16 protein-coding genes are annotated in these 16,825 nt (G+C 64.6%); 6 read left to right on the top strand and 10 right to left on the bottom strand.

What is annotated here, in order from left to right; all coding sequences use genetic code 11:
- Positions 1-174 precede the first annotated feature (174 nt).
- The 3 genes from F3J43_RS04735 to F3J43_RS23985 all read left to right on the top strand — a co-directional run bounded on the left by F3J43_RS04735 (position 175) and on the right by F3J43_RS23985 (position 2,367).
- Positions 175-1,455 (top strand): CynX/NimT family MFS transporter, encoded by a 1,281-nt coding sequence (locus F3J43_RS04735; RefSeq protein ID WP_166883668.1) that lies wholly within the window; start codon positions 175-177, stop codon positions 1,453-1,455.
- A 107-nt stretch (positions 1,456-1,562) separates the two neighbouring features.
- Positions 1,563-2,033: a nuclear transport factor 2 family protein gene (locus F3J43_RS23990; protein ID WP_166883667.1), complete on the top strand. Its 471-nt coding sequence runs from the start codon at positions 1,563-1,565 to the stop codon at positions 2,031-2,033.
- A 43-nt stretch (positions 2,034-2,076) separates the two neighbouring features.
- Complete coding sequence (locus F3J43_RS23985) at positions 2,077-2,367, top strand: GIY-YIG nuclease family protein (RefSeq protein ID WP_166883666.1); 291 nt, start codon at positions 2,077-2,079, stop codon at positions 2,365-2,367.
- 42 nt (positions 2,368-2,409) lie between these two features.
- On the opposite strand, the gene yejK is transcribed toward F3J43_RS23985, so the two are convergent.
- Entirely contained in the window at positions 2,410-3,417 is a 1,008-nt protein-coding gene (gene yejK / locus F3J43_RS04720) for a nucleoid-associated protein YejK (RefSeq protein WP_166883665.1), read from the bottom strand.
- Between the two features lie 390 nt (positions 3,418-3,807).
- Here yejK and F3J43_RS04715 point away from each other — a divergent pair, with 390 nt between their 5' ends.
- Entirely contained in the window at positions 3,808-4,089 is a 282-nt protein-coding gene (locus tag F3J43_RS04715) for an HU family DNA-binding protein (protein WP_166883664.1), read from the top strand.
- Between the two features lie 96 nt (positions 4,090-4,185).
- On the opposite strand, the gene rlmF is transcribed toward F3J43_RS04715, so the two are convergent.
- The 5 genes from rlmF to F3J43_RS04690 all read right to left on the bottom strand — a co-directional run bounded on the left by rlmF (position 4,186) and on the right by F3J43_RS04690 (position 10,592).
- Positions 4,186-5,121, bottom strand: coding sequence for a 23S rRNA (adenine(1618)-N(6))-methyltransferase RlmF (rlmF, locus tag F3J43_RS04710; protein ID WP_166883663.1), 936 nt, complete (start codon positions 5,119-5,121; stop codon positions 4,186-4,188).
- A 108-nt stretch (positions 5,122-5,229) separates the two neighbouring features.
- The gene (locus F3J43_RS04705) at positions 5,230-8,076 is read right to left on the bottom strand and encodes a valine--tRNA ligase (protein WP_166883662.1); all 2,847 of its coding nucleotides are present in this window, start codon (positions 8,074-8,076) and stop codon (positions 5,230-5,232) included.
- Between the two features lie 150 nt (positions 8,077-8,226).
- The gene (locus tag F3J43_RS04700; protein ID WP_166883661.1) at positions 8,227-8,613 is read right to left on the bottom strand and encodes a DNA polymerase III subunit chi; all 387 of its coding nucleotides are present in this window, start codon (positions 8,611-8,613) and stop codon (positions 8,227-8,229) included.
- A 5-nt stretch (positions 8,614-8,618) separates the two neighbouring features.
- On the bottom strand, positions 8,619-9,047 hold the full coding sequence (locus F3J43_RS04695; RefSeq protein WP_166883660.1) for a DNA polymerase III subunit chi: 429 nt from the start codon (positions 9,045-9,047) through the stop codon (positions 8,619-8,621).
- Positions 9,048-9,098: 51 nt separating this feature from the next.
- Positions 9,099-10,592: a leucyl aminopeptidase gene (locus tag F3J43_RS04690; RefSeq protein ID WP_166883659.1), complete on the bottom strand. Its 1,494-nt coding sequence runs from the start codon at positions 10,590-10,592 to the stop codon at positions 9,099-9,101.
- A 291-nt stretch (positions 10,593-10,883) separates the two neighbouring features.
- Between F3J43_RS04690 and lptF the strand changes: the two genes are divergently transcribed.
- Positions 10,884-11,999 (top strand): LPS export ABC transporter permease LptF, encoded by a 1,116-nt coding sequence (lptF, locus tag F3J43_RS04685; protein WP_166883658.1) that lies wholly within the window; start codon positions 10,884-10,886, stop codon positions 11,997-11,999.
- Entirely contained in the window at positions 11,992-13,053 is a 1,062-nt protein-coding gene (gene lptG, locus F3J43_RS04680) for an LPS export ABC transporter permease LptG (protein WP_166883657.1), read from the top strand. Before lptF ends, lptG begins: the two co-directional genes overlap by 8 nt.
- 95 nt (positions 13,054-13,148) lie before the next feature.
- Here lptG and F3J43_RS04675 read toward each other — a convergent pair whose 3' ends face one another.
- The 4 genes from F3J43_RS04675 to F3J43_RS04660 form a co-directional block, all read right to left on the bottom strand.
- A complete protein-coding gene (locus F3J43_RS04675) occupies positions 13,149-13,637 on the bottom strand; it encodes an RDD family protein (RefSeq protein WP_166883656.1) in 489 nt (162 codons plus the stop codon).
- A gap of 92 nt (positions 13,638-13,729) precedes the next feature.
- Positions 13,730-13,942: a cold-shock protein gene (locus F3J43_RS04670; RefSeq protein ID WP_166883655.1), complete on the bottom strand. Its 213-nt coding sequence runs from the start codon at positions 13,940-13,942 to the stop codon at positions 13,730-13,732.
- A 348-nt stretch (positions 13,943-14,290) separates the two neighbouring features.
- A complete protein-coding gene (gene gcvT, locus F3J43_RS04665; RefSeq protein ID WP_166883654.1) occupies positions 14,291-15,412 on the bottom strand; it encodes a glycine cleavage system aminomethyltransferase GcvT in 1,122 nt (373 codons plus the stop codon).
- Positions 15,413-15,438: 26 nt separating this feature from the next.
- Positions 15,439-16,815, bottom strand: a complete 1,377-nt coding sequence (locus F3J43_RS04660; RefSeq protein WP_166883653.1) for an L-serine ammonia-lyase — start codon at positions 16,813-16,815, stop codon at positions 15,439-15,441.
- Positions 16,816-16,825: the final 10 nt, after the last annotated feature.

Genomic DNA, 16,825 nt, shown 5'->3' with positions numbered 1-16,825 from the left:
GGGGCGGGCGCTGTTGGTCCTGCTCCGATCGGCCTTGCCTCATCATGGCGGTCGGGCATTGATACGGGCCTTTGATGGCGTTCGCCGGCAAGGCCCGGATCGATCGCCGACGCGCAGAACAACACCGTCCGCAGCGGGCTTGCGCCTGAGCCGGGCCTTTATCGAATCCTGACCATGGCCGAACAGATGACCCATCCCCACAGCCCCCGGGAACCCGAGCTCGACGAGCTGCTGATCGACGCCGAAGTCGACGACGAGCAGGTCCAGCAACAGCCGCTGCGCCTGCAGCGGCCCTGGTTGCTGCTGCTGGGCCTGGTGCTGGTGGCGTTGAATCTGCGCCCGGCGTTGTCGAGCATGGCCCCAGTGCTCGGCCAGGTTTCTGCAGGCCTGGGGCTCAACGCCTCCCAGGCTGGCCTGCTGACCACCCTGCCGGTGCTCTGCCTGGGGCTGTTCGCGCCCCTGGCGCCGGCCCTGGCACGCCGTTTCGGCAGCGAGCGGGTGATCCTCGGCATTCTCCTGACCTTGGCGCTGGGCATCCTGCTGCGCAGTGCCCTTGGCGTGGCCGGGGTGTTCCTCGGCAGTGTCATGGCCGGGGCGAGTATCGGCATCATCGGCGTGCTGCTGCCAGGCATCGTCAAGCGCGACTTCCCGCAACAGGCCGGAACGCTCACCGGGGTCTACACCATGGCCCTGTGCCTCGGCGCGGCGATGGCGGCTGGAGCGACCGTTCCGTTGAGCCAGCACTTCGACAACAGTTGGGCACTAGGCCTGGGCTTCTGGCTGCTGCCGGCATTGCTGGCGATGCTGGTCTGGCTGCCCCAGGCTCGCCAGGGCCATGGCCTGCACAAGGTCGCCTACCGAGTGCGCGGCTTGTGGCGCGATCCGCTGGCCTGGCAGGTGACGTTGTACATGGGCCTGCAGTCGTCGCTGGCCTACATCGTCTTCGGTTGGTTGCCGTCGGTCTTGATCGGTCGCGGGCTGAGCCCGACCGAGGCGGGGCTGGTGCTGTCCGGCTCGGTGATCGTGCAGTTGGTCAGTTCGCTGGGCGCGCCGTGGCTGGCGACCCGTGGCAAGGACCAGCGCCTGGCCATCGTGATCGTGATGCTGGTGACTCTTGCCGGGCTGTTCGGTTGCTTGTACGCCCCTATTGATGGCCTGTGGGGCTGGGCGGTGGTGCTGGGCCTGGGGCAGGGCGGCACCTTCGCGCTGGCGCTGACCCTGATCGTGTTGCGCTCGAAGGACGCGCACGTGGCCGCCAACCTGTCGAGCATGGCCCAGGGAGTGGGCTACACCCTGGCGTCCATGGGGCCGTTCGCGGTGGGGCTGGTGCACGACCTGACCGGGGGCTGGAACGCGGTTGGCTGGATTTTCGCAGTGCTGGGCGTGGGCGCCATCCTGTTCGGACTCGGCGCCGGACGGGCGTTGCATGTGCAGGTAGAGAGCGAGCGGGTCTGATCGTCAGAGCAGCCAACTCCCGTGGGCATTCATGACGCAAATGGAGATGGCGTTCGCCCAGGTGGCGGATTATCGTGCGCTATCCCGCCCTGGTTCAGGATCCTCCCATGAGCGATGCCAACAACGCCCTGATCACCCGTTTCTACCAGGCCTTCCAGCGCCTGGACGCCGAGGCCATGGTGGCCTGCTACAGCGCCGATATCACCTTCAGTGACCCGGTGTTCGGCACCTTGCGTGGTCGCGATGCCGGCGACATGTGGCGCATGCTCGCGAGCCGGGCGAAGGACTTCACCCTGAGCTTCGACAATGTTCGCAGCGACGAGCGCAGCGCAGGCGCGCACTGGGTGGCGACCTACCTGTTCAGCCAGACCGGGCGTGTGGTGGTCAACGATATCCAGGCGCGTTTCGTGATCCGCGACGGGTTGATCTGTCAGCATGACGACAGCTTCGACCTGTGGCGCTGGAGCCGTCAGGCCCTGGGCATGCCGGGCGTGCTGCTGGGCTGGTCGCCGATGTTGCAGAACAAGGTGCGACAGCAGGCCTTCAAGGGCCTGCGCACATTCCAGCAGGGGCGCTGAGCGGGTAAGCTGGCGGGCATCTTCAGTTGTATCGAATCGAGCCGTGAGCGAAACACTTCCATCCGCCGAGGGCAAACCCTGGTACGTCTACCTGGTGCGTGCGGCCAACGGGTCACTGTACTGCGGTATCAGCGACGATCCGCAGCGGCGCTTCATCAAGCACCAGAAGGGGCAGGGGGCGCGTTATTTCAAGACCAGTCCGGCGCAGGCGCTGGTGTATGTCGAGCAATGGCCAGACAAGGGCGAGGCGTTGCGCCAGGAGCGCCTGGTGAAGAAACTGTGCAAGGCGGCGAAGGAGGCCTTGGTAGCGTCCTATGCCGCTATTGGGGGCTAGCAGCCGCTCTTTCGCTCCTGCAGGCGCGAGAGGCTGCCAGTCTCAATCCTTGCGGCGCTTGAGCTGATCGATCAGTTGGGTCGGCAGGCCCTTGATCACCAGTGTCCCGGCTTCCTCGTCATATTCCACCTTCGAGCCCAGCAGATGCGCCTCGAAGCTGATCGACAGCCCTTCGGCGCGCCCGGTGAAGCGGCGGAACTGGTTGAGGGTGCGCTTGTCGGCTGGAATCTCCGGCGACAGCCCGTAGTCACTGTTGCGGATGTGATCGAAGAACGCCTCGGGGCGGTCTTCGTCGATCAGGCTGGAGAGCTCCTCCAGGGTCACCGGCTCGCCCAGCTTGGTCTGGGTGGTGGCGTAGTCCACCAGGGTCTGGGTCTTCTCCCGGGCGGCCTCTTCGGGCAGGTCTTCCTTCTCGACGAAATCACTGAAGGCCTTGAGCAGGGTACGCGTTTCGCCCGGGCCGTCGACGCCTTCCTGGCAACCGATGAAGTCACGGAAGTAGTCCGAAACCTTCTTGCCGTTCTTGCCCTTGATGAACGAGATGTACTGCTTGGAGTTCTGGTTGTTCTTCCATTCCGACAGGTTGACCCGCGCGGCCAGGTGCAACTGGCCCAGGTCCAGGTGGCGTGACGGCGTCACGTCCAGTTCGGCGTTCACCGCCACGCCTTCGCTGTGGTGCAGCAGGGCGATGGCCAGGTACTCGGTCATGCCTTGCTGGTAGTGGGCGAACAGTACATGACCGCCGGTGGACAGGTTGGACTCTTCCATCAGCTTTTGCAGGTGTTCGACCGCGATGCGGCTGAAGGTGGCGAAGTCTTTTTCCCCATCCTGGTACTGCTTGAGCCAGCCGCTGAACGGGTAAGCGCCAGATTCGCCGTGGAAGAAGCCCCAGGCTTTGCCTTGCTTGGCGTTGTAGCTGTCGTTGAGGTCGGCCAGGAGGTTCTCGATGGCGTCGGACGCTGCCAGTTCGCTGTCGCGGGCATGGAGCACGGCGGGGCTGCCGTCGGGCTTCTTGTCGATCAGGTGAACGATGCAATGTCGGATTGGCATGGAATTCTCGGTGTCGTGGGCGGTGGGGGCCGCGCTGCAAAAGTCGCCCAGTTTACCTCAGCGTGGGGACGATGCAGTGGCCAGATGTTGGCGGAAATGCCGGTTGTTCGTTTTTTGTTCAATTTTTTGCGGTTTTTCCGAAAACCCCCGAAAAACCTGCACAAAATCGAAGCTGGCAGCGGATATTTATCGATTCATGTGGTAGCTTTGCGCGGTCTTGCGCCCCTTGGGTGGCGCATTGCTGGCAGATCGCTTGCGGGGTGTCGAACCAAACGCCGATTTGTGTATCTACATACGCGATCGACGCGGCCTCTGGATTGTCCCGGGCTGGCCCGACCACCGACCAAGCACGCTGCACAACCTCTGATTTGATAGGGAAGGAACACCACCATGGCACTGACCAAAGACCAACTGATTGCCGATATCGCTGAATCGATCGACGCGCCGAAAACCACCGCGCGCGCTGCTCTGGAGCAACTGGGCCAGATCGTTGCCGACCAACTGGAAAACGGCGCCGAAATCACCCTGCCAGGCATCGGCAAACTGAAAGTCTCCGAGCGTCCTGCCCGTACCGGCCGCAACCCTTCGACTGGCGCTGCCATCGAAATCGCTGCCAAGAAAGTCGTCAAGTTCGTTCCTGCCAAGGTTCTGAGCGACGCCATCAACAAGTAATTGTTGCTGCGTTGACGAAACCGCGTCCGGCTTGCCCGGGCGCGGTTTTTTAATGCCTGCGATTCATGCCGTGCGACCTCGGCAGGAGCGGCAATCTTATCTGGCCAGCCACGCCTTGCGCGCTTCATCGTCATGGAAGCTCCAGGCGACCATGCGGCTCTGCTTCTGCCCCTGGCCCATCTCGACGATGCGCAGGGCTTTCACGCCGGCCTTCTTCAGGGCCGTCTCGATGCCCGGCAGGTTGCTGGCCTTGGACACCAGGCTGGTGAACCACAATACCTGCGCGGCGCAGGGCACGCTCTCGGCGACCAACTGGGAAACGAAGCGGATCTCGCCGCCCTCGCACCACAGCTCGTTGTTCTGCCCGCCAAAGTTCAGCACTGGCAATTTGCGCTTGGGGTCCTGCTTGCCGAGGTTCTTCCACTTGCGCTGGCTGCCACGGGTGGCCTCTTCGCGTGACGCATGGAACGGCGGGTTGCACAGGGTCAGGTCGAAACGCTCGTCGGTTTGCAGCAGGCCGCCGAGGATGTGCTTGCGATCAGGTTGCAGGCGCAGGCCGATGGCCTTGTCGAGCTTGTTGGCCTGGACGATGGCCTTGGCCGAGGCCAGGGCGACGCTGTCGATGTCCGCGCCGAGGAAGCGCCAGCGGTAGTCACTGTGGCCCAGCAGCGGGTAGATGCAGTTGGCGCCGACGCCGATGTCCAGTACGCGCACCTGAGCGCCACGCAGAACCTCGCCGCCGTTGTCTTCGGCGAGCAGGTCGGCGGCGACATGGATGTAGTCGGCCCGGCCGGGAATCGGTGGGCACAGGTAGTCGGCGGGGATGTCCCAGTGCTCGATGCCGTACTGGGCCTTGAGCAGGGCACGGTTGAACACGCGTACGGCCTCGGGGTTGGCGAAGTCGATGCTGGGTTTGCCGTGGGGGTTGGTGATGGTGAAGCGCGCCAGGTCAGGGTGGGCCTTGATCAGGCTGGGGAAGTCGTAGCGGCCCTGGTGGCGGTTGCGCGGGTGCAGGGTGGGTTTTTCGGTCATGGTTTCGGTCCTGTAAAGCATCGCGGGGCAAGCCCGCTCCCACGTCCTCGCCCCAGAAGTGGAGGATGGCGTGGGAGCGGACTTGCCCCGCGATGGCTTCACTGAATATTACAGTGCGGCAATCCGCGCATGCTGCTCGGTGAAGTTGGCCAGGGCCTGTTCCGACTCGGCCAGCTTGGCGCGTTCCTTCTCGATCACCGCAGGCGGGGCCTTGTCGACGAAGGCAGCGTTGGACAGCTTGCCACCCACGCGTGCCACTTCGCCTTGCAGGCGCTGGATTTCCTTGTTCAGGCGCGCCAGTTCGGCATCCTTGTCGATCAGCCCGGCCATCGGCACCAGCACTTGCAGGTCGCCCACCAGCGCGGTGGCCGACAGCGGCGCCTCGTCGGCGTCGCCCAGTACGGTGAACGACTCGACCTTGGCCAGCTTCTTGAGCAGGGCTTCGTTTTCCTGCAGGCGACGCTGGTCGTCGGCGTTGGCGTTCTTCAGGAACAGTGGCAGCGGCTTGCCCGGGCCGATGTTCATTTCGGCGCGGATGTTGCGCAGGCCGACCATCAGTTCCTTGAGCCACTCGATGTCGCCTTCGGCGGCGGCGTCGATGCGGGCCTCGACCGCTACCGGCCACGGTTGCAGCATGATGGTCTTGCCTTCGATGCCGGCCAGCGGCGCGATGCGCTGCCAGATCTCTTCGGTGATGAACGGCATGAACGGGTGGGCCAGGCGCAGGGCCACTTCCAGCACGCGTACCAGGGTGCGACGGGTGCCGCGGGCGCGTTCGACTGGAGCGTTCTCGTCCCACAGCACGGGCTTGGACAGCTCCAGGTACCAGTCGCAGTACTGGTTCCAGATGAACTCGTACAAGGCCTGGCTGGCCAGGTCGAAGCGGAACTGCTCGAGTTGGCGGGTCACTTCGGCTTCGGTGCGCTGCAACTGCGAGATGATCCAGCGATCGGCCAGCGACAGCTCGTAGGCTTCGCCGTTCTGGCCGCAATCCTCGCCCTTGTCCAGCACGTAGCGGGCGGCGTTCCAGATCTTGTTGCAGAAGTTGCGGTAGCCTTCGACGCGGCCCATGTCGAACTTGATGTCACGGCCGGTGGAGGCCAGCGAGCAGAAGGTGAAGCGCAGGGCGTCGGTACCGTAGCTGGCGATGCCTTCGGGGAACTCGGCCTTGGTCTGCTTGGCGATCTTCTCGGCAAGCTTGGGCTGCATCATGCCGCTGGTACGTTTCTCCAGCAGGGCGTCGAGGGTGATGCCGTCGACGATGTCCAGCGGGTCGAGCACGTTGCCCTTGGACTTGGACATCTTCTGGCCCTGGCCGTCACGCACCAGGCCATGGACATAGACGGTCTTGAACGGAACCTGCGGGGTGCCGTCCTCGTTCTTGATCAGGTGCATCGTCAGCATGATCATCCGGGCGACCCAGAAGAAGATGATGTCGAAGCCGGTGACCAGCACGTCGGTGGAGTGGAATTTCTTCAGGAACTCGGTCTGTTCCGGCCAGCCCAGGGTGGAGAAGGTCCACAGGCCCGAGCTGAACCAGGTGTCGAGCACGTCGTCGTCCTGGCGCAGGGTCACGTCGGCGCCGAGGTTGTGCTTGGCACGGACTTCCTGCTCGTCGCGCCCGACATAGACCTGGCCGGCCTCGTCGTACCAGGCCGGGATACGGTGGCCCCACCACAGTTGGCGGCTGATGCACCAGTCCTGGATGTCGCGCATCCAGGAGAAGTACATGTTCTCGTACTGTTTCGGCACGAACTGGATGCGACCGTCTTCCACGGCGGCGATGGCAGGCTCTGCCAGCGGCTTGGTGGAGACGTACCACTGGTCGGTCAGCCACGGCTCGATGACGGTGCCGGAGCGGTCGCCCTTCGGTACCTTCAGGGCGTGGTCGTCGATGCTGACCAGCAGGCCCTGGGCGTCGAGGTCGGCGACCATCTGCTTGCGCGCGACGAAACGGTCGAGGCCGGCGTACTGGGCCGGCAGCGAGGTGTCGAGCTGCTCGTTGACGCTGCCGTCGAGGTTGAACGCCTGCACGGCGGCCAGCACGGTGGCGTTCTTGTCGAAGATGTTCAGCAGCGGCAGGTTGTGACGCTTGCCGACTTCGTAGTCGTTGAAGTCGTGGGCCGGGGTGATCTTCACGCAGCCGGTACCGAACTCCGGATCGCAGTAGTCGTCGGCGACGATCGGGATGCGACGGCCGACCAGCGGCAGTTCGACGAACTTGCCGATCAGTGCCTGGTAGCGCTCGTCGTTCGGGTTGACGGCGATGGCGACGTCACCGAGCAGGGTTTCCGGACGGGTGGTGGCGACCACCAGGTGGTCCTTGCCTTCGGCGGTCTTGGCGCCGTCGGCCAACGGGTAGCGCAGGTTCCACAGGTGGCCCTTCTCGTCGTGGTTTTCCACTTCGAGGTCGGAGATCGCCGTGTGCAGCTTGGTGTCCCAGTTGACCAGGCGCTTGCCGCGGTAGATCAGGCCGTCCTCGTGCAGGCGCACGAAGGCCTCCTTGACCGCTTCGGACAGGCCGTCGTCCATGGTGAAGCGTTCGCGGCTCCAGTCTACCGACGAGCCGAGGCGACGGATCTGACGGCTGATGTTGCCGCCCGACTGGTCCTTCCATTCCCAGACCTTTTCCAGGAACTTGTCGCGGCCCAGGTCGTGGCGATTCTGGCCCTTGGCTTCCAGTTGGCGTTCCACCAGCATCTGGGTGGCGATACCGGCGTGGTCGGTGCCTGGCTGCCACAGGGTGTCGCGACCCTGCATGCGGCGGAAGCGGATCAGGGCGTCCATGATCGCGTTGTTGAAACCGTGGCCCATGTGCAGGCTGCCGGTCACGTTCGGCGGCGGGATCATGATGGTGTAGGACTCGCCTGCACCTTGTGGAGCGAAATAGTTCTCGGACTCCCAGGTGTTGTACCAGGAAGTTTCGATGGCGTGCGGCTGGTAGGTCTTGTCCATGCGCGGCGGGACCCTATGGCATTTGTTCGGGAAAGCCGGGAAGTATAACGAAGCTGCGCGTTTCAAGACAGGTGTAGGTCCCATCCCGGGGCAAGCGCGCTTGCACGCGTTACCGTGGCGGCGCGCTTGCCCCGGGATTCGGACGAATGATCACTCGGGGCGCTTGAGCAGGCGCTCCAGGCGTGCATCGAGACGGCGCTTGATTTCGGTCTCGATGTGCGGGGTGAAGTCGTTGATCACATCCTGCATGATCAGTTGCGCGGCGGCGCGCAGTTCGGCATCCAGGTGCAGCAGGGTGTCCTGGCGGCGCGCTTGGGCATCTTCTTCCGGCGTCGTGGTCACCGGGGGTGGCGCAGGTGTGGCTGCCACGTTGACGGGCGCGGCCACGGCGGGCTCGTCGAGCAGCAGCGGAATCTGTTCCACCGTCTCGGTCAGCAGCGGCGGCTGCAGGTCGGCGTCTCCCAGCAGCTCGCGGATCGATTCCAGATCGTCGAGCAGGTGGGCGGAATGGGTGAGGGAGGAGAGCTGCTTGTCCATCGTCGTCAAAGTCGCTGTAAGCGGTGGTCTTGCAGAGCATAGCCCTGTTCGCGGTAGAAACGGAATCGTTCGCGGGCGGCCTGGCGGATGGCCGGTTCCTCGACGACGATTTCGGCGACCCGTTCGAAGCGCCCGACAAAGCCGGGCACATCGCCGCCGAGGTTGATCAGCAGGTCCCGGTGCGGGCCGGGATCGTCGCCGATGCCCAGCGCGACAAGGGCATCCGGGTGCGTTTCGGCATGATCGTGGGGAATGAAGGCTTCGCCCTTGAAGCGCCACAGGCGCTCATCCAGCTCATGACGCTGGGCCTCATCCTGGCAGTGCAGGTAGATTCGGTGGCCGAGGCGCCAGGCCTTCTCGCACAGCTTGCAGGCAAAATCCAGCCGCAGCGACAGCGAGTCGGTGGGCAGGATGTAGAAATCGACTTGGCTCATGGTTCGTCAATGCCCGCCGATGGCGCGAAAAGGCGCCATCGGCGTGCGCCGTCAGGCGCCGGCGCGGTCCAGCAGGTACTGGGTCAGCAGCGGGACTGGACGGCCCGAGGCACCTTTGTCCTTGCCGCCACTGATCCAGGCGGTGCCGGCGATGTCCAGGTGGGCCCAGTTGTAGGCCTTGGCGAAGCGCGACAGGAAGCAGCCGGCGGTGATGGTGCCGGCTTTCGGGCCGCCGATGTTGGCGATGTCGGCGAACGGGCTGTCCAGTTGCTCCTGGTACTCGTCGAACAGTGGCAACTGCCAGGCGCGGTCGTCGGCGCGCTTGCCGGCGTCCAGCAGTTGGCCGACCAGCTCGTCGCTGTTACCCATCAGGCCGGAAGTGTGGCTGCCCAGGGCGACGATGCAGGCGCCGGTCAGGGTGGCGATGTCGATCACCGCCTGCGGCTTGAAGCGCTCGGCATAGGTGAGGGTGTCGCACAGCACCAGGCGGCCTTCGGCGTCGGTGTTGAGGATCTCGACGGTCTGACCGCTCATGGTGGTGACGATGTCGCCCGGACGGGTGGCGCCGCCGCTTGGCATGTTCTCGGCACAGGCCAGCAGGCACACCAGGTTGATCGGCAGCTTCAGATCGAGCACGGCGCGCAGGGTACCGAACACGCTGGCGGCGCCGCACATGTCGTACTTCATCTCGTCCATGCCGGCGCCCGGCTTGAGGCTGATGCCGCCGGTGTCGAAGGTGATGCCCTTGCCGACCAGCACGAAGGGCTTGTCGCTCTTCTTGCCGCCCTGGTAGTTGAGGACGATCAGGCGTGGCGGCTGGTCGCTGCCCTGGCCGACCGCGTAGAACGCACCCATGCCCAGGTCCTTGATCTTCTTCTCGTCGAGGATCTCGACCTTGAGCCCTTTGTGCGCCTTGCCCAGGTCCTTGGCCTGTTCGGCGAGGAAGCTCGGGTGGCAGACGTTCGGCGGCAGGTTGCCCAGGTCGCGGGTGAAGGCCATGCCGGTGGCGATGGCGGTGGCATGCTTGACCGCACGCTCCGCGTCGCCCTGGCCGGCCTTGTCGGTGATCAGGGTGACTTTCTTCAGGGCACGGGGCTCGGCTTTCTGGCTCTTGTAGCGATCGAACACGTAGTCGCTGTCGAGCAGGGTCTCGGCCAGCAGGCGATACTTGCCGTAGTGGCCGTCGCGACCGTTGACGGCGACGTCGTCCAGGGCCAGTACCGCATCGCTGCCGCCCAGGGTCTTGAGCACGCCGGCGACGCTGGCCACCAGCTTGCGCCAGGCACGATCACCGAGGGCCTCGTCCTTGCCGCTGCCGACCAGCAGTACGCGCTCGGCCTTCAGGCCCGGCAGGCTGTGCAGCAGCAGGGTCTGGCCCGGCTTGCCGGCCAGGTCGCCGCGCTTGAGCACGGCGGCAATGGCGCCGTTGCTGGCCTGGTCGACGGCCTTGGCGGTGGCGCCGAGCTTGCGGCCTTCGCCCACCGGTACGACCAGGGTGGCGGTCTTGACGGAAACAGCGGCTACGCTTTTTACAACCAGTTCCATGTCTGGGGTCCCCGTAATGATCTGTCAGTTGGCGCTGTCTTTCGCAGGCGCTCGGAATACACGGCCGCCAAGCCTGGCTGGCCAGCGGCAAAGGCGTCAGTTTGAGCCTGCGGTGTCCCGCATGACAACCCCGACATGCAACGTCATGCGCGGCCAAGTGACAGGCGCTGTCAATCACAGGATAATGCGCGCACTTTACATGGAGGTTCGCCCCTGGCGAACCGGCATTGATCTTGGCTGTCCGAATCGTTCGTTTGGCTGTCCGCCCCTGACAACCCAGGAGTGTCTGGTTTGATCGTCTTCCGTTATCTATCCCGCGAGGTCCTCGTGACCTTGAGCGCCGTCAGCGCCGTGCTGCTGGTGATCATCATGAGCGGGCGCTTCATCAAGTACCTGGCCCAGGCGGCCCAGGGCGTGCTCGACCCGGGCGTGCTGTTCATGATCATGGGCTTCCGCTTGCCGGGGTTCCTGCAACTGATCCTGCCGCTGGGGCTGTTTCTCGGCATCCTGCTCGCCTATGGCCGGCTGTATCTCGAGAGTGAGATGACCGTGCTGTCGGCCACCGGCATGAGCCAGCAACGCCTGCTGGCCATGACCATGGCACCGGCGGCGCTGGTCGCGCTGCTGGTGGCCTGGCTGAGCATGAGCCTGTCGCCCCTGGGCGTGGCCCAGGTGCAGAAGATCGTCGCCCAGCAGGATGCCCTGACCGAGTTCGACACGCTGGTGCCGGGTCGCTTCCAGACACTGCGCGACGGTTCGCGGGTGACCTACACCGAACAGTTGTCCGATGACCGGATCAACCTGGGCGGCGTGTTCATCTCCGAGAAGCGCTTCAACCAGGACAAGACCAAGGACCGCGCGCCTTCGGTACTGGTTGCCGAGAAGGGCCACCAGGAAGTGCAGGCCGATGGCAACCGTTACCTGGTACTGGAAAATGGCTATCGCTACGACGGCAACCCAGGCCAGGCCGACTACCGGGCCATCAAGTACGACACCTATGGCGTGCTGCTGCCCAAGCCGGAGGTCGCCGAGGAGGTGACCGACCGCGAGGCGATCCCGACCCTGGAGCTGTTCGGCCACGAGGGGACGCGTGAGCGTGCCGAGCTGCAGTGGCGCCTGTCGCTGCCGCTGCTGGTGTTCGTGGTCACCCTGCTGGCCGTGCCGCTGTCCCGTGTCAATCCGCGCCAGGGCCGCTTCCTCAAGCTGCTGCCGGCGATCCTTCTGTACATGGCCTATCTGACGATGCTGATTTCCGTGCGTGGCGCCCTGGAGAAAGGCAAGCTGCCTATCTCGCTGGGTATCTGGTGGGTCCATGGCCTGTTCCTGTTGATCGGCCTGGCGCTGATGTACTGGGAGCCGCTGCGTCTGAAGCGCGCCGCCCGCCGTGCGGAGGTGGCCCGTGGTTAAACTGGATCGCTACATTGGCCAGAGCGTGCTGCTGGCCATCTTCGCCGTGCTGGGCATCATCCTCGGCCTGGCATCGCTGTTCGCCTTCATCGACGAGATGAGCGACCTGAGCGACACCTATACCGTGATGGACGCCAGCGTCTACGTCCTGCTCACCGCGCCACGGCGGCTCTACGACATGCTGCCGATGGCCGCGCTGATCGGCTGCCTGATCGGCCTGGGCAGCCTGGCCAGCAGCAGCGAGCTGACCATCATGCGTGCCGCCGGTGTGTCCATCGGCCGTATCGTCTGGGCGGTGATGAAGCCGATGCTGGTGCTGATGCTGGTGGGCCTGCTGGTTGGCGAATATGTTGCCCCGGTCACCGAGAACAAGGCCCAGGCCGATCGTTCGCTGGCCCAGGGGGGGGGCGAGGCGCAGAGCTCCAAGCGCGGCATGTGGCACCGTCAGGGCGAGGAATTCGTGCACATCAACGCCGTGCAGCCTAATGGCCTGCTGCTGGGCGTGACCCGCTACCGCTTCGACGACCAGCGCAAGATCCAGACCTCCAGCTTCGCCCGCAAGGCGCTGTACCAGGATGGCAAGTGGGTGCTGAGCGAGGTGGCCACCACCTACTTCCATGGCGACCGCACCGAAGTGGTCAATGTGCCGGAGGAAGTCTGGGATGTCTCGGTGACCCCGGAGCTGCTCAACACCGTGGTACTGGCCCCCGAGTCGCTGTCGATCACCGGGCTGTGGGATTACATCCACTACCTGGCCGACCAGGGGCTGAACAACTCGCGTTACTGGCTGGCGTTCTGGACCAAGGTCCTGCAGCCGGTGGTGACTGCGGCACTGGTGCTGATGGCGATTTCCTTCATCTTCGGCCCGCTGCGTTCGGTGACCCTTGGCCAGCGCGTGTTCACCGGTGTGCTGGTGGGTTTCGCCTTCCGTATCGTCGGCGACTTGCTGGGGCCATCGAGCCAGGTGTTCGGTTTCCCGCCGTTGCTGGCGGTGCTGATCCCGGCGGCGGTCTGTGCGGTGGCGGGTGTGTGGTTGATGCGACGGGCCGGTTGATAGCCTGGGCCGCACAAAAAAGCCGACCTCATGGTCGGCTTTTTTGTGCCTGTCGCACTCGCCAGCAAGGCTGGCTCCGGCAGGATGCGGCAAGGCTACTTCTTGCGCTTGGGCAGGCGTACCAGCTGGGTTTCGGAGTAGATGTCGTGCCAGCTACGCTGGCGCTTGTCGAACAGCGACCAGAGGAAGCCCAGTCCCAGGCACAGCCAGGAGGCGATCGACACCACGAAGCGCAGCAGCGCCTGCCACAGACTGATGGCGCTGCCATCGGCGTTCTGCACCCGCACGCCCCACACTTGCATGCCGAGGGTCTGGCCTCCGTGGGTCCAGAACTTGGCGAAGAAGCCGAACAGGGCGAATAGCAGGATCGTCGACAGCAGCGGATCGCCATCCAGCGCCCCTGCCTCGGTCAGCTCGCGCATGCGCGCTTCGCCGATGATCGCCATCTGGATCAGCTTGTAGGCGCCGGCGGTGACGATGAGCAGGGCGGTGCACAGCAGGAAATCGTAGAACATCGCGGCCAGGCGACGGCCCAGGCCGACTGGTGGGTAATCACCCTGGGGATTGAGCAGAGGCTTGGACATGCATGACAGCTCCAGATGGCAAAGGCCCATTCTATGGAATTGCAGGCATAAAAAAGCCCCTGTGCGTCAACACAGGGGCTTTTTCAAGGAAGTCACGCTTCTGGAATGACTTCGTCAGCTTGCATGCCTTTCTGGCCCTGCACAGCGATGAAGGTCACTTTCTGGCCTTCTTTCAGGCTCTTGAAGCCGTTGCCTTGGATAGCGCGGAAGTGTACGAACAGATCCGGACCGCTTTCTGGGGTGATGAAGCCGTAACCTTTTTCGTCGTTAAACCACTTGACGGTACCGTTCTGACGAGTCGACATTGTCTTTCTTCCTATGGAACTCAATTTTAATGACAGTTACTTTCGCATCATTCTGTAAGCGAAAGATTACCGGGCTGGGTTGCAGGAAAGTAAGAGACGTCGAACGGGTTGTAGCAGATTGCAGCTACTGGCCCAGGTCACGAACTGTTGCGACCCATGCAAACACAGTGCAGTGACTCTACGCCAACTGCCGAGCGAAAAACAAGCCCTCCGGACACGCGAAAATCAGGCTTTTCCCGATAACCGAACGATTTGTCGGAAACGGCGTGGCGCCTGGCCTGGCGCTATGTTCAGAAGTTATTGGGCAGGTTCGAAAACGAATATGTCGAGCCTGCCCGATCCACTCATTCAGCCACGGTAGTAACGCTGTGCCACGAAAGGCATTTTGCTGACTTTCAAGGCAACTTGCTTGCCGCGCACCAGGGCGAACAAGGGGGTATCCAGCGCGGCATGTTCGCTATCGACATAACCCATCGCCACGGGGGCGCCGAGTGTCGGGCCGAAGCCACCGCTGCACACCTGGCCGACGCTCTTGCCGTCGGCATCGACGATTTCGGCGCCCTCACGCACCGGTGTGCGCTCCTGGGGCAGCAGGCCCACGCGCTTGCGCTGCACGCCCAGCTGCTGCTGGGCAAAGACCGTCTCGGCGCCAGGGAATCCACCGGCACGGGCGCCATCGGCGCGGCGCACCTTGGAGATCGCCCACAGCAGGCTGGCTTCGATCGGGGTGGTCTCGGTGTTCATGTCATGGCCATACAGGCACAGGCCCGCTTCCAGGCGCAGCGAGTCGCGTGCCCCCAGGCCGATGGGCTGCACTTCGGGTTCGGCCAGCAGGCGACGGGCCAAGGCCTCGGCGGCGGCAGACGGCACCGAGATCTCGTAGCCGTCCTCACCGGTGTAGCCCGAGCGGCTGACGAAGCAATCCTGGCCCAGCAGCTGCACCGGGCGGAACTGCATGAAGGTCATGCCGGCGACTTCCGGGGCCAGGCGCTCCAGCACCTTGACCGCCGCCGGGCCTTGCAGGGCGAGCAGGGCGCGATCCTCGAACAGGGGCTGGATCTCGCAGCGATTGCCGATGTGCTGGCGCAGGTGGGCCAGGTCCTGGTCCTTGCAGGCGGCGTTGACCACCAGGAACAGGGTGTCGTCGCCCAGGTTGGCGACCATCAGGTCGTCGAGAATGCCGCCCTGCGGATTGGTGAACATGGCGTAGCGCTGCATGCCCGGCGGCAGGTCGAGGATGTCCACCGGTACCAGGGTTTCCAGGGCTTGGGCGGCGTCGCTGCCACGCAGGACGATCTGGCCCATGTGCGAGACGTCGAACAGGCCGGCCTGCTCACGGGTGTGCAGATGCTCCTTGAGCACCCCCAGCGGGTACTGCACGGGCATGTCGTAGCCGGCGAACGGCACCATGCGCGCGCCCAGTTCCAGGTGCAGGGCGTGCAGCGGGGTCTTGAGCAGTGTTTCGGACATCGGTGACTCCTTGGTTTTTGTTCGGGTCAACATTCGATGATGTTGACGGCCAGACCGCCGCGGGCGGTCTCCTTGTATTTGCTTTTCATGTCGGCGCCGGTCTGGCGCATGGTGCGGATGACCTTGTCGAGGGACACGTAATGTTGCCCGTCGCCACGCAGGGCCATGCGCACCGCGTTGATCGCCTTCACCGAGCCCATGGCGTTGCGCTCGATGCAGGGCACCTGGACCAGTCCGCCGATGGGGTCGCAGGTCAGCCCCAGGTTGTGCTCCATGCCGATCTCGGCGGCGTTCTCCACTTGTTGCGGGGTACCGCCCATCACTTCGCACAAGGCGCCGGCGGCCATCGAGCAGGCGACCCCGACCTCGCCCTGGCAACCGACCTCGGCGCCGGAAATCGAGGCGTTCTCCTTGTAGAGGATGCCGATCGCCGCCGCGGTGAGCAGGAAACGCACTACGCCGTCTTCGCTGGCGCCGGGGACGAAGCGCATGTAGTAGTGCAGCACGGCGGGGACAATGCCCGCCGCGCCGTTGGTCGGTGCGGTGACCACGCGCCCGCCGTAGGCGTTCTCCTCGTTCACCGCCAGGGCGTAGAGGTTGACCCAGTCGAGCACCGACAGCGCATCGCGCAGGCTGGCCTCAGGATGGCGGCTGAGCTGGCGATACAGCGCCGGGGCCCGGCGCTTGACCTTGAGGCCGCCTGGCAGAATGCCCTCGTGCCGGCAGCCGGCCTCGACGCAGTCCTGCATCACCTGCCAGATGCGCAGCAGGCCGGCACGGGTCTCGGCTTCGGACCGCCAGGCCGCCTCGTTGGCCAGCATCACCTGGCTGAACGACAGCTGCTGCATGGCGCAATGGCCGAGCAGTTCCTTGCCGGTGCGAAACGGGTAGGGCAGTACGGTACTGTCCTCGACGATGCGGTCCTGCCCGGCAGCGCCCTCGTCGACCACGAAACCGCCGCCCACCGAGTAGTACTCGCGGCTGCGGATCTGCAGCCCGGCGGCATCGAAGGCGCGGAAGATCATGCCATTGGGATGGTAGGGCAGGGGCTTGCGGATCATCGCCAGGTGCTGCTTTTCGACGAAGGCGATGGCGTGCTCGCCGAGCAAGGTGAGCACGCCGCTTTCACGAATGGCTTGCAGGCGGGCGGGGATGGCTTCGGTGTCGACGGTGTCGGGGTGCTCGCCCTCGAGGCCGAGCAACACCGCCTTGTCGCTGCCATGGCCCTTGCCGGTGGCGCCGAGCGAGCCGTACAGCTCGACCTTGATGCTGACCGTGCTGGCCAGCAGGCCATCGCGGCGCAGCCCTTCGGCGAAGCGCGCGGCGGCGCGCATCGGGCCGACCGTGTGCGAACTGGAGGGGCCGATGCCGATCTTGAACAGGTCGAAGACGCTCAGGGACATGTCGGTGCTC

The organism is Pantoea sp. Cy-639, from assembly GCF_011752525.1.
In the GTDB taxonomy this organism is placed as follows: domain Bacteria; phylum Pseudomonadota; class Gammaproteobacteria; order Pseudomonadales; family Pseudomonadaceae; genus Aquipseudomonas.
Note: the sequence above shows the minus strand (reverse complement) of the source record. Positions and strands in the feature narration are given on the sequence as shown.

Bases quoted from the DNA above. Each gene is read 5' to 3' on its own strand.
- F3J43_RS04675 (WP_166883656.1), bottom strand. From the start codon at position 13,637: ATGTCCAAGCCTCTGCTCAATCCCCAGGGTGATTACCCACCAGTCGGC.
- gcvT (WP_166883654.1), bottom strand. From the start codon at position 15,412: ATGTCCGAAACACTGCTCAAGACCCCGCTGCACGCCCTGCACCTGGAA.
- yejK (WP_166883665.1), bottom strand. From the start codon at position 3,417: ATGCCAATCCGACATTGCATCGTTCACCTGATCGACAAGAAGCCCGAC.
- F3J43_RS04660 (WP_166883653.1), bottom strand. From the start codon at position 16,815: ATGTCCCTGAGCGTCTTCGACCTGTTCAAGATCGGCATCGGCCCCTCC.
- F3J43_RS04690 (WP_166883659.1), bottom strand. From the start codon at position 10,592: ATGGAACTGGTTGTAAAAAGCGTAGCCGCTGTTTCCGTCAAGACCGCC.
- F3J43_RS04735 (WP_166883668.1), top strand. From the start codon at position 175: ATGGCCGAACAGATGACCCATCCCCACAGCCCCCGGGAACCCGAGCTC.
- F3J43_RS04705 (WP_166883662.1), bottom strand. From the start codon at position 8,076: ATGGACAAGACCTACCAGCCGCACGCCATCGAAACTTCCTGGTACAAC.
- F3J43_RS04700 (WP_166883661.1), bottom strand. From the start codon at position 8,613: ATGGACAAGCAGCTCTCCTCCCTCACCCATTCCGCCCACCTGCTCGAC.
- F3J43_RS04715 (WP_166883664.1), top strand. From the start codon at position 3,808: ATGGCACTGACCAAAGACCAACTGATTGCCGATATCGCTGAATCGATC.
- F3J43_RS04670 (WP_166883655.1), bottom strand. From the start codon at position 13,942: ATGTCGACTCGTCAGAACGGTACCGTCAAGTGGTTTAACGACGAAAAA.
- rlmF (WP_166883663.1), bottom strand. From the start codon at position 5,121: ATGACCGAAAAACCCACCCTGCACCCGCGCAACCGCCACCAGGGCCGC.
- F3J43_RS04695 (WP_166883660.1), bottom strand. From the start codon at position 9,047: ATGAGCCAAGTCGATTTCTACATCCTGCCCACCGACTCGCTGTCGCTG.
- F3J43_RS23990 (WP_166883667.1), top strand. From the start codon at position 1,563: ATGAGCGATGCCAACAACGCCCTGATCACCCGTTTCTACCAGGCCTTC.